Consider the following 18377-nt stretch of genomic DNA (forward strand, 5'->3'; position numbering starts at 1 on the left):
TATGTAATGAAAACAAATCGAGCTTTTAAAGAAATTTGTGTGTTAGGCGGCTTGGCATATTCCGTTTGCGGAGTGGCTCAGGAGCGTCCGAATATTATTGTTTTTCTGGTTGATGATATGGGACTGATGGATACTTCCGTCCCCTTTCTGACAGATGAAAATGGTCAGCCGACGCGCCATCCCCTGAATGACTGGTATCATACTCCGAATATGGAAAGACTGGCTAAACAAGGTATTTGTTTTTCTACTTTTTATGCGCAAAGTGTAAGTTCCCCCTCCAGAGCTTCAATTATGACCGGACAAAATGCGACAAGGCACGGTGTCACCAACTGGATTAATGCCGAAAGCAATAACCGGACTCCTTTCGGGCCGCCCGAATGGAACTGGAAAGGTCTCAGGGAAGATATGCCCACTATGCCGAAAGTTTTGCAGCAGGCCGGGTATAAGACTATCCATGTCGGAAAGGCACATTTTGGTTGTATGGGTAGCGAAGGAGAGAATCCGCTGCATCTTGGTTTTGATGTAAATATCGCTGGTTCCGGCATAGGACATCCCGGCAGCTATTATGGCGAATGGGGATATGGGCATATCAAGGGGCAAAAGGCAAGGGCGGTTCCCGACCTGGAAAAGTATCATGGGACGGACATCTTTCTAAGTGAAGCTCTGACGATAGAAGCGAACCGGGAGATAACCAAGGCGGTAGAAGAAAAGCGTCCTTTTTATCTGAATATGGCTCATTATGCGGTCCATGCGCCTTTTCAGGCAGATAAACGCTTTTTGTCACGGTATACCGATCCGGATAAGAGCGAACAGGCAAGGGCGTTTGCTACTTTAATAGAAGGCATGGATAAATCCTTGGGGGATATTATGGACCAACTTGAGAAGTTGGGAATTGCCGAAAATACCTTGATCTTCTTTTTAGGAGATAATGGTGGCGACGCCCCTCTGGGAGATGAACGCGGATATGGCTCTTCTGCTCCGTTGAGAGGGAAAAAAGGTACGGAGTTCGAAGGAGGTATGCGTGTTCCTTTTATTGCGGGCTGGGCAAAGCCTGAGAAAGAGAGTAAAGTGCAGAAGCGTTTACCGATTGAAGCGGGAGGTATGCAGACACAGTTGGGGACAATAATGGATATTTATCCGACAGTGTTGGCCGTGGCCGGATGTAAAGCTCCTCAGGGCTATGCGATAGATGGATTCGACCTCAAAAAGCAATTAAGCGGTAAAGTAAACCGGAGGCGTCCCGAGTCTTTCTTGATGCACTTTCCGCATGCTCACCGTGGCAATTACTTTACGACATATCGTATGGGGGACTGGAAACTGATTTATTATTATCTTCCCGAGACCCCGCAACAACCGAAGGCTCTGCTTTACAATCTGAAGGATGATCCTGAAGAAAGGAATGAACTCTCTTCTGCGTATCCCGATAAGTGTAAAGAGATGATCCGGAAAATGTCTGACCAGTTGGTAAAGGAAGGAGCTCTTTATCCGGTAGATAAGCAAGGAAATGAACTGAAGCCCTTTGTCTACTTCTGACAAGTGAAGGTTTACTGATACATCAAGAGGGTGTGTCGAGACTCACATTTTTTCGACGCACCCTCTTTTTTGTTACAAACTGTATGTGTATCCGCTTCTTTAAGAAAGAGATGACGGTGCATAACCGGATGTGGTCAGCGCAACACCACCCGGTCGCCCAGGCGTTTGGCCATCAGGTTCTGTATTTCCTTCATCTCCTTATACCGTTGCATGACGGCGTCACATTGAGCGTTGTCATTGGCTATCGCAGGATCTTGCAGCGCATACATGATGTGCTTCAGTTCTTCTGCCACGATGGCATTCTTGAAGTTGATCATCAGCATCGGAACCATTTCGTACAAACGTTCTTCGTCCGTTACCAGCTTTTGTGTTTTCGAGTGATATTTACTCAGTTGATACCGGTCGCTTGCCAGTTCGGTGGCTATTGTGCTGATAGCCGGATCGGGGTGCGCCACAAAGAAACGTTCGGCGGCGAACTCCTGTTCGCGGATATGTTCGGCGGCTTCCGAGAGGATACGGCGGTGCAGCGGGTTATGGAACGCCAATTCGTCTTCTTTCAGGTCGTTGATGACATACTCCACCACTGTGACCGGTACTTCGTTCCCCTCTTCATCCGTCATGTTGCACATCACCCTTTCTCCGTAGCGGATGATCATCTGGATGATAAGGCGTTCGTATTTGTAGAACTCCTGTCCCTCTTTGCCCTCCTGGGGGATAAACGACTGGTAGGTATCGATTTCTGCCTCTTCCGGCGGAAATGGAGGAGGTATCTCGCCTGCTTCCGGTACCGGAGCATGGTTGGCGACGGTCGGTTTATTCCCTTTCTCGGCCTGAAGTTCACGGCGCTTGGCCACTTCCGAAACCAACAGTTTGTCTTCTATCCGCAATAACTGTCCGCACTCTTTGATATAAACATCCCTGACGATGGCTTCCGGAATGACCGCGATGCTGCGTACGATGTCGTTTATCAGTTCCGCCCGTTTCATCGGATCTTTGCCCGCATCCTCCATCAGGAGTTGTGCCTTGAAACGTATAAAGTCCGTTTCGTGTTCCTGTATAAAGTTCTGGAACTCCGTGGCGTTGTGTTTCCTTGCAAAAGAGTCCGGGTCGTCGCCATCGGGCAAGAGGCATACTTTGATGTTCATTCCCTCTTCGAGCAACATGTCTATGCCTCGGATTGACGCTTTGATTCCCGCCATGTCGCCGTCATAGAGCACGGTGATATTGTTGGTGAAACGGTGAATCAGCCGGATCTGTCCCGGTGTCAGGGACGTACCGGAAGAGGCCACTACGTTTTCCACCCCCGACTGGTGCATCGAGATCACGTCCGTATATCCTTCCACAAGGAAGCAGCGGTCCTGCTTTACGATGGCCTGTTTGGCAAAGTAGATGCCGTAAAGTTCGTTGCTTTTATGATAAATTTCCGACTCCGGAGAGTTGACATACTTGGCGAGTTTCTTGTTTTCCGTACTGAGCACACGCCCGCCGAACGCAACCACTTTGCCCGAAAGCGTGTGGACCGGGAACATGACACGTCCCCAGAAGCGGTCACGCAATTTATGGTCGTCCGTCTCATAGCAAAGCCCCGTCTTTACGAGAAACTCTTTTTTGAAGCCTTTGCGCATCGCCTCCTGTGCCAGAGCGTCACGCCCTTCGGTGCTGAACCCCAGTTGGAATTTGTCGATAATATCATCGCGGAAGCCTCGCTGGCGGAAGTAAGCCAGTCCGATGCTGCGTCCGTCTACGTGGTTTTTCAGGATGTTCTGGAAATAGTCGCGGGCGAAGTTATTGACAATGAACATACTTTCTCGGTTGCTCTGCACCTCTTTCTCTTCATTGGTCAGCTCCCGTTCCTTGATTTCTATATTATATTTCTTGGCCAGATAGCGGAGTGCTTCGGGGTAGGACATCTGTTCGTGCTCCATGATAAAGTGCACCGCGTTGCCGCCCTTACCGCAACTGAAGCATTTGCAAAGTCCCTTTGAGGGAGACACGCTGAACGAGGGTGTTTTCTCGTTATGGAAAGGGCAAAGTCCCACGTAGTTCACACCGCGTTTGCGCAGCGTGACGAAATCCGAAACCACTTCTACGATTTGTGCGGCATCGAGTATACGGTCTATGGTTGCCTGGTCTATCATTGTTTTATCTCCTTGCGGATGCAAATGTACGTGATATTTCTTGGATAATCAAATGGCTTTTCAGTGGATTCGGCAGGCCGTGCCGATTTATCGGATATTTGCTTTATGTCGCAAATACGGATTGTTTTGCATTAAAAAGTCAGCCAATAAGGCTTTTGTCTGGCGGATGCCCGATTGTTTTTGATCCAACGGGAGGAAGAAAAAGGAAATCGGCGGGCTTTTTCGGTTGGAGAGCCGGGCTTTTGAGTGGGCAGAGCCTTTGTCCGGGGTAAAAAGAGCCTTTGTTTTCCGAAAAAGACGGTTGTATTTCCACCGAAAGACGGTTACATTTTCCGAAAATGATTACTTCTTTTTCAAATATCTCTATATGTTTTTCATAATTACATATATTGTTCCGTTTAAGATCCTGGTTTTCCCTGTTTTTCTCTCTGGTTGCTTGCCCGTCCCGGAACTTCCTTTTCTGCCAGAAAGGTACTCTTGTCGCTTCTGAGTGGATAATATGATACAGGGAGAGCTCTTTTCTGCTCAATATGCTTCTTATATCGATAAATGCGATCAATCGGATCGGAGGAAAAATGAATTAGAGCCGTTTCTTCCTTCTTGCCTTTCCCTCGGGACTAAAGAATGAAAACTGAGCGTTTCTTATTATCATTTTGACATTTTGCTCATCCCGCAAATAATAAAAGAAAGGAGAGGGGTGTCTGTGGTGAATGACACCCCCTCATACTTATGATAAAGATTCTTATTTAATCTTTTCCCGTATCTTCGTCAGATACTTTTTCATTCCTTCCGCATCTTTGCTTGTGATAATTTCAAGCAACTGTTTCAGCTCTGTGCGGATGTTCTCTACCTGTGACGGCGTGCGCGGATTGAACAGGATTTCCTGCAATAAGTAATCATCTTCGCTCAAAAGCCCTTTTGCAATAGCCATGTGCTTCTTGAATGTAGTTCCCGGTGCCTCTTGGTGTTTCATGACAGCTGCGAAAACAAACGTCGAAACAAACGGGATGGACAAGGAGTAAGCCACTGTTTCATCATGCTCGTCGAAGGTATATTCAAAAATATTCAGGTTCAGGCTATTGTATAAGTCTTTAAAGAATACTTTCCCCAAATGATCGCTCTCACTGATGATGATGGCACTTTCGCTGCTCAGATTGCTCAGACTGGCAAAAGTAGGGCCAAACATCGGGTGAGTGGAGACATAACGGAATCCGCTTTCTTCGTAGAACTTCTTCAGTCCGGTTTTCACCGAAGCGATATCACTCAGGATACAGTCTTTGGGTAAAACAGGCAGAATTTTGCGGAAAGCGTCCAGCGTATACTTCACTGTGGCAGCATTGATCACCAGTTCCGGTTCGAACTCCTTGATCTCCTCCAATGTTGTGAAGCGATACGTGTTGTACACGAACCGAAGCTGATGCGGGTTGACGTCGAACACGGCCGTCTCGTGCTGGAAACTTAGTATGTCAGTAAAGAAGGAGCCCATCTTGCCGGCTCCCAAAATTAGAATTCGCATAATATGAATGATTTGCTATTTATTGATAATCTCCATCTGTTGACGAACCGATTCTTCGTGGATGGCTTCGAAGATCACTTTCACAAACTCTGCACTCATGCCGCACTGTTCGCCCTGGGCACCGCGTTTCTCAAGAATCTCGTTATAACGTCCGGTCTGAAGCACTGTGATGTCGTGTTCTTTTTTGTAAGTACCGATCTCACGTGCTACGCGCATGCGTTTTGACAGTTCCTGAATGATGTTATCATCGCATTCGTCAATCTGTTTACGCAGTACGTTCAGGTTCTCCGTTGTCTGTGTCTCTTTACGGATGACGAGCAGGTTGAGGATGTAGTCCAGTACGTCCGGAGTCACCTGTTGTGAAGCGTCGCTCCATGCACAGTCCGGGTTACAGTGACTTTCCACTATCAGTCCGTCGAAGTTCAGGTCCATGGCCTGCTGACAGAGAGGAGCTACCAGTTCGCGCTTTCCTCCGATGTGGCTCGGGTCGCAGAAGATAGGCAGTTCGGGGATGCGGCGGCGCAACTCGATAGGAATGTGCCATTGCGGCAGGTTGCGGTATAGCTTCTTGTCGTAGCTGCTGAAGCCGCGATGGATGGCTCCCAGACGTTTCAGTCCGGCGTTGTTGATACGCTCCAGAGCACCGATCCATAATTCCAGATCCGGATTTACCGGGTTCTTCACCAGCACAGGGATGTCTACACCTTTCAGTGCGTCTGCTATTTCCTGTACGGCAAACGGATTGGCGGTGGTACGGGCACCTACCCACAACACGTCGATGCCCGCTTTCAAGCATTCGTATACGTGCTTGGCTGTAGCCACTTCGGTAGATACGTACATGCCGGTCTCTTTCTTCACCTCTTTCAGCCAGGCGAGGCCTTCTACGCCGATACCTTCGAAACCTCCCGGTTTGGTGCGTGGTTTCCAGATTCCCGCACGGAAGATTTTTACTCCTTTGGCTGCCAGTTGTGTGGCGGTTGACATTACTTGCTCTTCTGTTTCGGCACTGCAAGGGCCGGCTATCACCATCGGGCGTTTATCTTCCACGCCCGGCAATAAGATTGATTCGAGTTCCATATCGATCTAATTCGTTTAGTTGTTATTTCATTATTGATTTGATTCGTTCCAGCGCTTCTGCCAGCTTGGCGTCTTTGCAGCAGAGAGAGATGCGGATGTATCTCGCTCCGTTGCTCCCGAAAATAAATCCCGGAGTGATGAAGACGCGTGCTTCCTGCAGCACTTTCTCTGTCAGTTCTTCTACATCGGCGCAACTTGCGGGGATTTTTCCCCAGAGAAACATGCCCACTTGCTTTTCGTCGTACGTACATCCTAACGTTTTCATAATCTCTCCGGCCAGGTGACGACGGTTCCGATAGTTTACATTGTTGCCTTCGTACCAGGTCGAATCCGCTTCAAGTGCTTTGGCAGCTGCCAGTTGCATGGCACGGAACATTCCGCTGTCGATGTTGCTTTTCACTTTCAGAATCCATTGTACAAACTCTGCATTCGAAGCCAGCATACCGATACGCCATCCCGGCATATTGTGACTTTTACTCATGGAGTTGAATTCTATACAGCATTCTTTGGCACCCGGCACACTCAGGATACTGATCGGCTTATCGTTCAGGATAAAGCTGTACGGATTGTCGTTCACAATCACGATGTTCTTGCGGCGGGCAAACTCCACCAGGCGTTCGTAAAGTTCCGGTGTGGCATTGGCACCGGTCGGCATATTCGGATAGTTGGTCCACATCAGTTTCACGCGGCTCAGATCCATCTTTTCCAGTTCATCGAAGTCCGGCATCCATCCGTCCTCTTCTTTGAGATTGTAGTTCACCACCTCGGCACCCAGTATTTTGCTTAACGAAGTGTAGGTGGGATATCCCGGATTGGGTACCAGTACCTGTTCGCCCGGATTGACAAAAGCGAGTGTCACGTGCAAGATGCCCTCTTTCGATCCGATCAGCGGCTGAATTTCTGTTGCCGGATTCAGTTCCACTCCATACCAGCGTTTATACCAGTCGGCAAAACCCTTGCGAAGTTCCGGTATGCCCACATACGGTTGATAACCGTGTCCGTTCGGGTCGTGAGCATTGTTACACAGCGTTTCGATGGTTTGCTCCGAAGGGGGCATGTCCGGGCTTCCGATTCCCAGGCTGATTACGTCTTTACCTTCTGCGTTCATCCGTGCCACTTCTTTCAGTTTCTTCGAAAAGTAGTATTCGCTTACACCGCCCAGTCTGTCGGCCGGCGCTACTTTATACGTTTGATTTTCCTTCTGCATATTCGCCTAATATTTTAAGTTCTTTCGTCAATGGAGTGATTGCTGTAATCGATTGTTTATATCTCAGGTAATCGTTGAAAGCCACATCTACGTAGAACTGGTATTCCCATTCCCGTCCGATGATAGGGAGCGATTGTATTTTTGTTAAGTTGATGTTGTAAAAAGATAAGATAGACAGAACCTGTGAGAGGCTTCCTTCGGAGTGGGGGAGAGTGAAAACGATGTTTGCTTTGTTGAGAACGGTGTTTTGTTTTCGTATCTCGTCCACCTGCCATGGATCTGCCACTACCAGAAAACGGGTGAAATTATGTTTGTTTGTTTCTATGCCTTCTTGTAGTACTTTCATTCCGTACCGTTCGGCGGCGGCATGTGAGCAGATGGCGGCATGTCCTTTCAGGTTTTCCCGTTTGATGATTTCAGCACTCAAGGCCGTATCTTCAGCTTCTACCACTTTGATACGCGGGTGTTGGTTCAGGAATTCCCGGCATTGCATCAGGGCGATCGGGTGTGAGTTCACTTCGGTGATGTCATTCCAGTCCTCTTCGGGCAGGCAAACGAAGCTGTGCGAAATGCGTAATTTGTATTCGCCGATAATCTGCGTGCCGCTTTGGCGCAACAGTTCGTTGTTGTGCAGCAGGCTTCCTGCAATCGTGTTTTCAATGGCCAGCATCCCGATTGTCTGACTATCTTTCCGGATGGCAGCAAACACATCTTCAAAGTTGGCGCAACAGATTAACTCTATTTCTTCCCCTTCGAAGTACTTGTGTGCGGCTATATCGTGATACGAGCCCAGTGTCCCTTGAATTGCTATTCTTTTCATTCCTAATTGAGTATATGGTATAAAAAAATCCCGCGTCCATGTCGGAGCGGGATTCATATTATTAGTTTCTCTTAATCTCAGTTCTTAAGCACCCTGTCACTTGATACATACAAACTCCCGCTCTACTTTCTGGCTAAAGTAAAAGTAAAAAAAGAAGTAATATGTAAAAGTGAATACGTTCATCAGATCTATTTTTCTTTTTGTTTTAAATCTGAGGCAAAATTAATGCTTTTATCTTAAACACAAATAAAAAACGGACTTTTTTTTGTGATTTATATATTTATATTCCCAATTTGTGCTTTTATATCTGTAAATGTTATCTGTTTGTAACTTCTTCATCTCTTATCTTTTTCTTTTTCTATATAATATGGTATAGAGGCTTAGTTGTGTTAATATTTACTAAATGGAGCGTTTCAGTTCTTAAGATGTTAGTTTTTCTGCGAAAAACTTCTTTTATTTGTCAGACAAATAAGATTAATCTTATTTTAACTAAACTGAATTGTTATACTATGGATACATTAAAACTACATGGTCAGGCGATAACTTTGGTCGATCAGGTCGAAGATAACCTACTTACTTATTTTAGAACTAAAGATCTGCGGGCAGGAGATGCCATTCCCAATGAGATGGAACTGGCCGCCGCTTTGGGTGTGGCGCGTAGTGTGCTGAGGGAGGCTCTCAGCCGATTGAAAATGGTAGGGATGATAGAAACACGTACCAGACGAGGCATGATTCTGACTGAGCCCTCTATTCTTGGAGGTATGAAGCGAGTTGTCGATCCGCGTATTCTAAGTGAACATTCTCTGTTTGATCTTTTAGGTTTTAGAATTGCTTTAGAGTTGGGAATTTGCAGTGATCTCTTTCAGAATATAACTCCGGAAGATATTATTGAACTGAAAGAGATTGTCCGATTGGGTATCGTTTTTGAGAATAATGAATATGCCCCTATCAGTGAATTTACTTTTCATGCTAAACTTTATGAAATAACCGGCAATGCCACTATCCGTGAGTTTCAGGAGATTATTCATCCCGTAATGGTTTTTGTGAAAGATAAATTCAAAGAGTTGCTCGAGCCTATTAATATAGAGATAAAAGAGCGGGGAGAATTGGTAACTCACGCTGACCTTCTCGACTTTTTGGAGAAACATGATGAGCCCGGTTACAGAAAGGCGCTTGAGAAACATTTTGCCGTATATAAGATTTTTATGAAACGTAGAATCGTTAACGAATAATCGGGGGATTGCAAAAAGTCAAACAGAATTTTAGCATTCCCTTGGGAAATATCTGGAGGATGGCCGTTCTTTTATTGCGGGTAACCGGGTAAATAACAATTTATTATAGCTGCGCAGCCATTTTATACCTTTGTTATCGACGCAGAGAAATGGGTTTCCAATCAGAGATTCCTTATTCTTAATTAATATCTAATTAAATAATAAAATGAAACATTATCAACGTTTGGAAGGAATGGTTGCCGCCACTTTTACTCCTATGGATGCGCGGGGAGATATCAATCTTTCTGTTATAGACAAATACGCCGACCTGATGGCTGAATCAGGAATGGCAGGTGTATTTATTTGTGGAACCACAGGAGAATCTCATTCACTGACTACGGATGAGCGTAAAGTTATTCTTGCTCAGTGGATAAAGTCTGCCCGGAAACGCTTTAAGGTGATTGCGCATGTGGGTAGTAACTGTCAATTGGAAGCTATGGAGCTGGCTCGGCATGCACAAGAGGTGGAAGCTGATGCTTTTGCCGCTATGGCTCCCTGTTTTTTTAAACCCTCTTCGGTAAAGGATCTGGTGGACTTTTTTACTCCAATTGCTCAAAGTGCTCCCGATCTTCCTTTCTATTATTATAATATGCCGTCTATGACGGGAGTATCTCTTTCGGTTCGCTCTTTTCTTATAGAGGGAAAAAAAACGATGCCTAATCTGGTTGGAACGAAATTCACACACAATAACCTGATGGAGATGGGTGAATGCTTGGAACTCAATAATGGAGAATTCGAAGTGCTGCATGGATACGATGAAATTCTGATTGCCGGATTGGCTTTAGGAGCCGTTGCCGGTGTTGGTAGTACCTACAATTATTTACCTGTTGTATATCAGAATCTTTTTGATGCGTTCAAGAAAGGTGATATCTGTACTGCTCGCCGGATGCAGCAGAAGTCGATTGAAATAGTAAAAATAATAATTAAATATGGAGGAGGTGTACGTGGAGGAAAAGCAATAATGAATTTAATAGGTGTTGATTGCGGCCGGTGCCGTCTGCCCATCACACCGTTTGGCGATGATGAATATTCTTCGCTCAAAAGAGATCTTGAAAAAATAGGTTTCTTGAATTAAAAAATAAAAGTAGGGAAGGGGAAATAGACTTTGGACGGAATATACCCCCTTCGCTCTACGCCTTAAATTTTATATTAAAAGCATACAAAGATGAGAAAAATTACTCGAATTAAGTGTCTCATTGTTGTTTTATTGACATTTATTGGGACATTAGCACCCGTTCATGCTCAACAAAGTGGCAATTTTGAGATTAGTGGTGTTGTTAAGGACACATCCGGAGAACCGGTCATAGGTGCTACAGTTATTGTAAAGAACACACAAATAGGTACAACTACCGATGTCGATGGAAAATTTAAATTAAAGGTCCCACGTAAATCTTTGTTACAAATCTCCTTTGTTGGAATGAAAACCAAGGATCTGAAAGTAACCAATAATACATTTTATGAAATTACTTTGGAAGATGAGTCGGTTCTACTTGACGAGGTCGTAGCCATCGGTTATGGAACTCAATCTAAGGCAACTGTTACTTCAGGAGTTGTATCTGTGAAGAAAGCGGAGTTAATGTCTTCTGTCTCTGCATCTCCTTTGAACAATCTACAGGGAAAGGTCGCTGGACTGGATATTCGACAGACTACCGGACAGCCTGGTGCACAGCCGGTAGTGCTGATCCGTGGCGGGTCAACCGATCCGGCTAACGACTCTCCTCTTTTTGTCATTGATGGGGTTGTCCGTAGCAATATGAATGGACTCAATCAGGAAGATATTGAGTCTATGGAAGTATTGAAAGATGCCGCTTCCGCTGCAATTTATGGTGCTAAGGCTGCCAATGGTATCATTCTTATTACTACCAAGCAAGGTTCTTCAAAAGATGGTAAAGCCACTATTTCCGCTTCCTACCGTTTGGGAGTTGAGCAGATTCGGCAGCATTATCCGTTTTCTGGTGCACGCGACTATCTGTATGCTTCCCGCTTAGCCGGTTCCCGCGGAATCAATGACGCGAATGTCAGCGGACGCCTGGAAGGCGGCGCATATCCTTATTCAACAGGTAATATCAATTATAAAAATGGAGCCTTGGAAGGATATGGCTATTCTCGTTTCACTACCGAATATTTAGATGATTTGATTTCCAATATGGGGCAGTCTTATGTCGACGATTTGCTGAACAGACAAGGATATGAAACGATGACCGATCCTTATTCGGGAAAACAGTTGATATTTAAAGACAATCACTATCAAAAAGATGTATTGTTTCAGACTGCATTGACACACAACTACGATCTGAGTGCTTCCGGTGGAAATGACAAAGGTAATTATTATGTGAGTCTGGGGTATATTAATTCAGAAGGTATTGTTCTGGGTACGGGGTACGATCGTTTCAGCCTTACTGCCAATGGAAATTACAATCTTCGCAGTAATTTAAAATTAACCGTCGGATTGAAACACTCCACAATCTCGAATAAAGCGACTGATCCGGAGAACTCGGGCACAAGCACAATGGACCGTTCTTCTCGCTATCCTACGACCTTCCGTCTGTATTATGACGATGGAACTTCCGGTATTGGTGAAGCCGGAGGCTCACCTCGGAATAGACTGCACGAATTATATTATCAGGATATTTCGGACAAAGCTTATCGAAACACGATTCAGTTAGGATTGGATTGGGAGATTCTGAAGGGATTGCATTTTAAACCGTCAGCCTCCTATTATATGCAGGAAAATATCTATCGTTTTTTTGAGAAGTATAACGAGTTTAATAAAGGTCGTAAAACACTCGAGAAACACGATCAGTATAAGCAAATCATGGCAGACGCGGTGTTTACCTATGATAAAGTATTCAGTGATAAGCACACTTTTAATGCAATGATAGGTATGAACTATACCCAGGACGATACCTATAAATTGAAGGGAACAGGCTCGGAAGCCCCTACGGATTATGTACCTACGTTGGCGCCTACCAAGCCCGATTTACAGCGTACCACTTCCTCTTTGGATAAAGAAGTACTGGTAGGTTTCTTTGCCCGTGTCAATTATGACTATAAGCGCCGCTATTTGCTGACGGTTTCAGCACGCTATGACGGAGCCTCCCAATTTGCCGAAGATCATAAATTCGCATTGTTTCCGGCCGTATCCGGAGGATGGAATATGCATTATGAAGACTGGTTTCCCAAAACCGTTGTCAGCCGGATGAAGTTGCGGGCGAGCTGGGGACAGACCGGAAATAATAAGTTGTCGTATTCTAATACACAAGGCGAATATGCTTCATATATTTATGCCGGAAATCCGGGGGTACTGAATAGTGTACTTGCCAATAACAGTTTGGTATGGGAAACAACCTCTAATGTGGATTATGGTTTTGATGCCGGTTTCTTTGATAATCGTCTTGAACTGTCGGTAACCGGATATAATAAATTGACTTCCGATCGTTTGTATGACAAAGCTCTTCCGGCACAGACAGGTTTTAGTTCTATAAAGGCCAATTTGGGGACTGTACAGAACAAAGGTTTTGAGTTATCGCTGACAGCACATCCTCTTTCAACAACTTCCCCCGTGAGTTGGGATGTTACGGGTACTTTCAGTATGAACAGGACGTATATGAAAAAGCTTCCTTATAATGGGAGAGACAAAAATCGGGTACAGGGCGGACTTGTATGGGATGCTAAATCCGGTACTTATGTTGAGACCGGCGGCCTGGCCGAAGGCGAGAGGATAGGTGGACGTTGGGGATATAAGTATCTGGGGGTATACGATACAGATGAAGAAGCTGCAAAAGCTCCGGTCGACACCAAGGTTTCCGGTTCTAAGATGAATAAGAAAAAGGTTGCCGGAGATGCTATCTGGGCCGACCTTGACAATAATGGAGTTATCGATGATAAGGATATTACTTTTATTGGCTGGGCCAATCCGGATAAGAAGGGAGCCTTGATTAATAATTTGTCTTACAAGAATTTTTCTCTTCGTTTGGTTGTCGATTTTGCTTTAGGACATTCCATTGCCAATATATGGAGATGCCGTGCCAATGCCAATGCACGCAATGCTATTATAACGACTACTGACGTTACGAATGGAAACATCTGGTGGCAGACTGGTGATGCTGCAACAGCCAAGTATCCGCGTTACGATGTTGCTTCGGACTGGGATAACGGATATCGCAATCACATGCGTACAATAGCTTATGCCGGGATGAATTCAAATGGAAATGCCGACAATACGGCTTATTATTCAAAGGGAGATTATTTGTGCTTCCGTGAGGTTTCGTTAGGTTATGAACTACCGCGTTCCGTATGTTCTAAAATGAAGGTGAAAGGGGTTTCTTTGAATGCCGGTGTGACAAATATCGGATACATTACAGCCTTTGACGGATTAAATCCTGAACAGTACGATGGACAAGAGACCGGTGAATACTTCCTCCCGATTCAATTTAACTTTGGTGTAAGACTAACTTTTTAAAATGATTTTCACTATGAAAGCAACAAAAATATTGATCTGTATTCTCTGCTGCACATGGATTTGCAGTTGTAGCTTGTTGGAGGTTGATCCGGTTTCTACCATCACTTCACAGTCGTTCTGGAAAACTCCGGGAGATGCCAAAGCTTATCTTACGGGCATTTACAATAAGGTGCGTGACCTGAATAATACTTCTTATTACGGTGAAGATCGAGGAGATGCTTTTAAAGCCGGTGAAATCGGCCCTACAAGTGTGGCATGGGCTCACACATTGCTTGAGAGCAATGCTCCTTCTTATCGCTCGGCTTATAATATCATTCATCACGCCAATCTTCTTTTCAATAAAATTGAAAGTCTGAAGTTTACTAATGAGACTGAGAAGAATCGTATAAAAGCTGAGTGCCATTTCTTAAGAGCATATACTTATTTTCTTATAGTACGCATTTGGGGAGATGCTCCCATCATTACTGATCCTGTGCTTTCGGACAACGTTGAACTAAAACCTCGCTCTCCCAAAGAAGACGTCATGAAGTTGATCCTTGAAGATATAGAACAGGCTGTCCTGTTATTTCCGGAGGATGGATATATCAATAAGAATTTAGCTTCAAAGCCGGCTGCCTATGCTTTGAAAGCCGATGTTTTAATGTGGAAGGCAAAGGTCCTGAATGGTGGAAATGCGGATATGGAAGAAGCGATCAAGGCAATCGATCAGGTAGGCGGGAGTGGAGTGTCTTTGCTACCGGATTATGCAAAGGTATTTGCCAATGATAATAAAAAGAATAATGAGATCATTTTCTCTTTTTATTTTGAACGTTATGAAACTGGAAATCTTTCTATTGCAACCAACACTACATCGAGAACCGATAATTTATCGATGGCTGTCAACTTGGCCGATGCGGCAACTTCACCTAATCAGAGCCGCCATGTCTATGCCCCAAGTGACAAGGCCAGAGAGTTGTATCTTAAGTATCCGGGCGATAGGCGCTATAAAGTCGCCATGATTGATTTGGTGGATAAAGATGGTAACCTGATTTTAACCCAGACAAACAAATTCAGGGGGAAGGCCTATTCCGACGATCGTTATTTTGACGATGACTTGATAGCTTATCGTTGGGGAGATCTTCTTCTGTTGCGTGCTGAGGCCAATGCTGCACTCAATAAGATATCTGAGTCTCTTGTCGATTTGAATGAGGTTCGTGACCGGGCGGGCCTGGAGCCCTATGATGGCCCGAAAGATAAGATTGCTGTAGAGAAAGAAATCTGTGACGAACGTTTAAGAGAGCTTTTTATAGAGCAAAAACGATGGTTTGATTTGGTGCGTTTCCATTGTGGCGGGACCATTGACATTTATAAGGAGGTGCCCAATTTGAATGACAAGCCCGGTTATCCATTGTATTTCCCAATCAATTATAATGATATGGTCTTAAATGACAAACTGGTGCAGACAGATGGGTACGAAAGTAATGTAGAGAGATAGAATATAAAAAGAAGGAACTGTGTGGAGTAGCTGTTATATACTTTTACACAGTTCTTTTGATATGGAAGTATAATAATTTAAAGCATAAGTTTATGAAGAACACAATCTTGAAACTGTTTCTATTGTTTTGTGCTGTTCCTTCAATCGGACAAAATGTCCATCCCAATCTGCCTTGGATCGACATATCGGGGCAGCGTGAACGGCAGGTGACAATAGCTCCGGGCAGACCGGATTTATATAACGGACATCCTACTACTGTAATGATGGATGATCATAAGACTATTCTTTGTACCTGGTCTTACGGGCATGGAGGTAAAGCGTCTTTCATAGCCGAAAGTAAGGATGCCGGGCTGACTTGGAAAAATGGTAAAACCCCTGCTGACTGGCAGACGATGAGCAATTGTCCCAGTATTTACAAACTGACGGATAAGCAGGGGAAAGAACGTGTCTTTGTGTTTAGTGCCTGGCCGGACATGCCTATGACTTATAGTGAAGACGGAGGGAAGAGCTGGAGTCCGGTCCGTAGTTTGAATAAACCTTGTGTGATGGCGTTTTCAAGCATTGTAAAATTGAAGAATGGCGATTATCTCGGGTTGTATCACCGTGGACTGAATGATCGGGACCGTCCTCCGTTGACTTTGTGGCAATCTGTCTCACATGACGGAGGATTGACCTGGAGCGAGTCGGTGAAAGTAGGCGAGATGGAGGGGCGTTCACCCTGTGAACCCTGTGTCTTCCGTGCTCCCGATGGCAAACGGCTTGTCTGTGTAGCGCGTGAAAATAACCGGGTAGGCAATTCTCTGATGATGTTTTCTGATGATGAGGGAACCACCTGGTCTCCTTTGCAAGAAACTCCCTGGGGCCTGACCGGAGACAGGCATGTAATAAAGTTTACTCCTGACGGTCGTATGATTGCCGTCTTTCGGGATATGGCTCCCAACAGTCCGACGAAAGGGCATTTTGTAGCCTGGGTCGGTAATTATAAAGATTTGCTTGAGGGAACTTCCGGACAATATAAAATAAAGCTTTTACATAGTTATGCCGGTTCGGATTGTGGATATCCTGGTCTCGAAATCCTACCGGATGGGACTATTGTCGCCATCACTTATGTTAAGATGCGGCCGGGCCCCGAACAACACTCCATTGTCGGCGTACGCTTCAAACTTGAAGAAACTGATAAAATGCTATATTAACTTTTATCCCCAATTTTACCAATATGCGTTATATTTCGATATTGTTTTTATTTAGTTGTTTTTTACTCAGTACTCCGTTACGTGCCGAGCGGGTGAAAGTTATTGTTCGACAGCCCATAGTACCGGTCTTGACAAAAAAGGAGATTAATCCGGTTTTGCAATTAAAGTTGATAAAGAGCTGTCCGGGACCATGTTTTGTAAAGGAGATCGGATTATCCCTGAAAGGTACTACTTTGTTGACCGATTTAACTCATTTGAGTTTATATAGAGTTGCCGGAAAGAGGGGGCTTTCTGACTGGGAAAAGTGTGTCGACTCAGTTGCTCCCGCTTTAAAAACGGTTTTAGACACTCCGTTGGAATTGAAATCAGATACTACCATACTGTGGGTAACTGTTAAATTGAAAGATAAAGTTGACTTAACCCATCGTGTGACGGTCAGTTGTGATCATGTGACAACGACTTGTGGTAAGGCTTCTGTAACTTCCGTTCGTCCGATTGTCGCACTCCGTACCGGGGTTGCTGTACGGCAAAGAGGGGAAGACGGAGTTCATACTTCGCGTATTCCCGGCATTACTACTTCCCTGAAAGGAACTTTGATGGCCATATTTGATGCCCGTTACGATAGTTCGCGTGACTTGCAAGGTGATATCGATATTGCGATGATGCGAAGCCTGGATGGTGGAATGAGCTGGCAGCCGATGCAGATAGTGCTCGACCGCAAAAAGTGGGGTGGATTGCCAGAGAAATATAATGGAATCAGTGATGCTTGTATCCTGACCGATGAAAAGAACGGTACTATTTATGTGGCGGGACTCTGGATGTATGGAGTCTTAGATCCCCGATCGGGTAAATGGGTGGAAGGAATGACGCAGGACAGTACCCGTTGGATACACCAATGGCATGCGAAAGGTTCTCAGCCCGGGCTCGGGGTTAAAGAGACCTGTCAGTTCTTGATTACGAAAAGCGTGGATGACGGACTGACTTGGAGTGACCCTGTAAATATAACAGCACAAACCAAGAAACCGGAATGGTGGCTGTATGCTCCGGCACCGGGGCATGGCATTACTTTGAAAGACGGTACATTAATATTTCCCACACAAGGCCGTGATAAAGATGGAATACCATTCTCTAATATTACGTATAGCAAGGATGGGGGAAAAACATGGATAGCCGCTAAGCCGGCTTATCACAACACTACGGAGTGTATGGCAGTCGAATTACAGGATGGCAGCGTCATGTTGAATATGCGTGATAACCGTAATCACGGTAATAAAAAGGTCAATGGGCGCCGTATTTGTGTCACCGCCGATCTGGGAAGCACATGGACGGAACATCCCACTTCCCGAAAAGCATTGATAGAGCCTACTTGTATGGCAAGCATTCATCGACATACTTATCAGGAAAACGGCAGACAAAAGACTCTTCTTTTATTCTGCAATCCGGAGTCTTATGACAGTAGAGACCATATGACGTTAAAGTGCAGCCTGGATGATGGAAGTACCTGGGATTCAGGCCGGAAAATCATGTTGGATGAGTTGGGAAGTTTTGGCTATTCCTGTATAACCTCGGTCAATGATTCTACGATTGGTGTCTTTTATGAAAGTAGCCAGGCACAGATGGTTTTCCAACAAATACAGTTGAAAGAGCTCATTGATAAAGGTAAATCATATAAAGAGAGATAGTTGG

General features: G+C 45.0%; 12 protein-coding genes. 7 read left to right on the top strand and 5 right to left on the bottom strand.

Annotation, left to right across the window (positions count from 1 at the left end; genetic code table 11):
* Window positions 1-6: 6 nt before the first annotated feature.
* Window positions 7-1533, top strand: coding sequence for a sulfatase (locus tag ISX59_RS20570; protein WP_032542718.1), 1527 nt, complete (start codon window positions 7-9; stop codon window positions 1531-1533).
* A gap of 134 nt (window positions 1534-1667) precedes the next feature.
* On the opposite strand, the gene dnaG is transcribed toward ISX59_RS20570, so the two are convergent.
* The 5 genes from dnaG to ISX59_RS20595 form a co-directional block, all read right to left on the bottom strand.
* A complete protein-coding gene (dnaG, locus tag ISX59_RS20575) occupies window positions 1668-3671 on the bottom strand; it encodes a DNA primase (protein ID WP_220576233.1) in 2004 nt (667 codons plus the stop codon).
* Between the two features lie 742 nt (window positions 3672-4413).
* Window positions 4414-5187, bottom strand: coding sequence for a prephenate dehydrogenase/arogenate dehydrogenase family protein (locus ISX59_RS20580; protein ID WP_005781592.1), 774 nt, complete (start codon window positions 5185-5187; stop codon window positions 4414-4416).
* Window positions 5188-5202: 15 nt separating this feature from the next.
* Window positions 5203-6264, bottom strand: a complete 1062-nt coding sequence (locus tag ISX59_RS20585; RefSeq protein WP_005808636.1) for a bifunctional 3-deoxy-7-phosphoheptulonate synthase/chorismate mutase type II — start codon at window positions 6262-6264, stop codon at window positions 5203-5205.
* A 22-nt stretch (window positions 6265-6286) separates the two neighbouring features.
* A complete protein-coding gene (locus tag ISX59_RS20590; RefSeq protein WP_032536758.1) occupies window positions 6287-7471 on the bottom strand; it encodes a pyridoxal phosphate-dependent aminotransferase in 1185 nt (394 codons plus the stop codon).
* Complete coding sequence (locus ISX59_RS20595; protein ID WP_005781586.1) at window positions 7446-8291, bottom strand: prephenate dehydratase; 846 nt, start codon at window positions 8289-8291, stop codon at window positions 7446-7448. The genes ISX59_RS20590 and ISX59_RS20595 overlap by 26 nt, the downstream gene beginning before the upstream one ends.
* 509 nt (window positions 8292-8800) lie before the next feature.
* Between ISX59_RS20595 and ISX59_RS20600 the strand changes: the two genes are divergently transcribed.
* From ISX59_RS20600 to ISX59_RS20625, 6 genes are all read left to right on the top strand, one after another.
* The gene (locus ISX59_RS20600) at window positions 8801-9523 is read left to right on the top strand and encodes a FadR/GntR family transcriptional regulator (protein ID WP_220576234.1); all 723 of its coding nucleotides are present in this window, start codon (window positions 8801-8803) and stop codon (window positions 9521-9523) included.
* A gap of 205 nt (window positions 9524-9728) precedes the next feature.
* Window positions 9729-10637, top strand: a complete 909-nt coding sequence (locus ISX59_RS20605) for a dihydrodipicolinate synthase family protein (protein ID WP_032536759.1) — start codon at window positions 9729-9731, stop codon at window positions 10635-10637.
* 90 nt (window positions 10638-10727) lie between these two features.
* Window positions 10728-14024, top strand: a complete 3297-nt coding sequence (locus ISX59_RS20610; RefSeq protein WP_220576235.1) for a TonB-dependent receptor — start codon at window positions 10728-10730, stop codon at window positions 14022-14024.
* 13 nt (window positions 14025-14037) lie between these two features.
* Window positions 14038-15498, top strand: coding sequence for a RagB/SusD family nutrient uptake outer membrane protein (locus ISX59_RS20615; protein WP_005808623.1), 1461 nt, complete (start codon window positions 14038-14040; stop codon window positions 15496-15498).
* Window positions 15499-15590: 92 nt separating this feature from the next.
* Window positions 15591-16691 (top strand): sialidase family protein, encoded by a 1101-nt coding sequence (locus ISX59_RS20620; RefSeq protein WP_005791096.1) that lies wholly within the window; start codon window positions 15591-15593, stop codon window positions 16689-16691.
* 23 nt (window positions 16692-16714) lie between these two features.
* A complete protein-coding gene (locus ISX59_RS20625) occupies window positions 16715-18373 on the top strand; it encodes a sialidase family protein (RefSeq protein WP_005808621.1) in 1659 nt (552 codons plus the stop codon).
* The last annotated feature ends 4 nt before the right edge of the window (window positions 18374-18377 follow it).

The sequence above is a fragment of the Bacteroides sp. FSHCM14E1 genome (assembly GCF_019633785.1).
GTDB lineage: Bacteria > Bacteroidota > Bacteroidia > Bacteroidales > Bacteroidaceae > Bacteroides > Bacteroides hominis.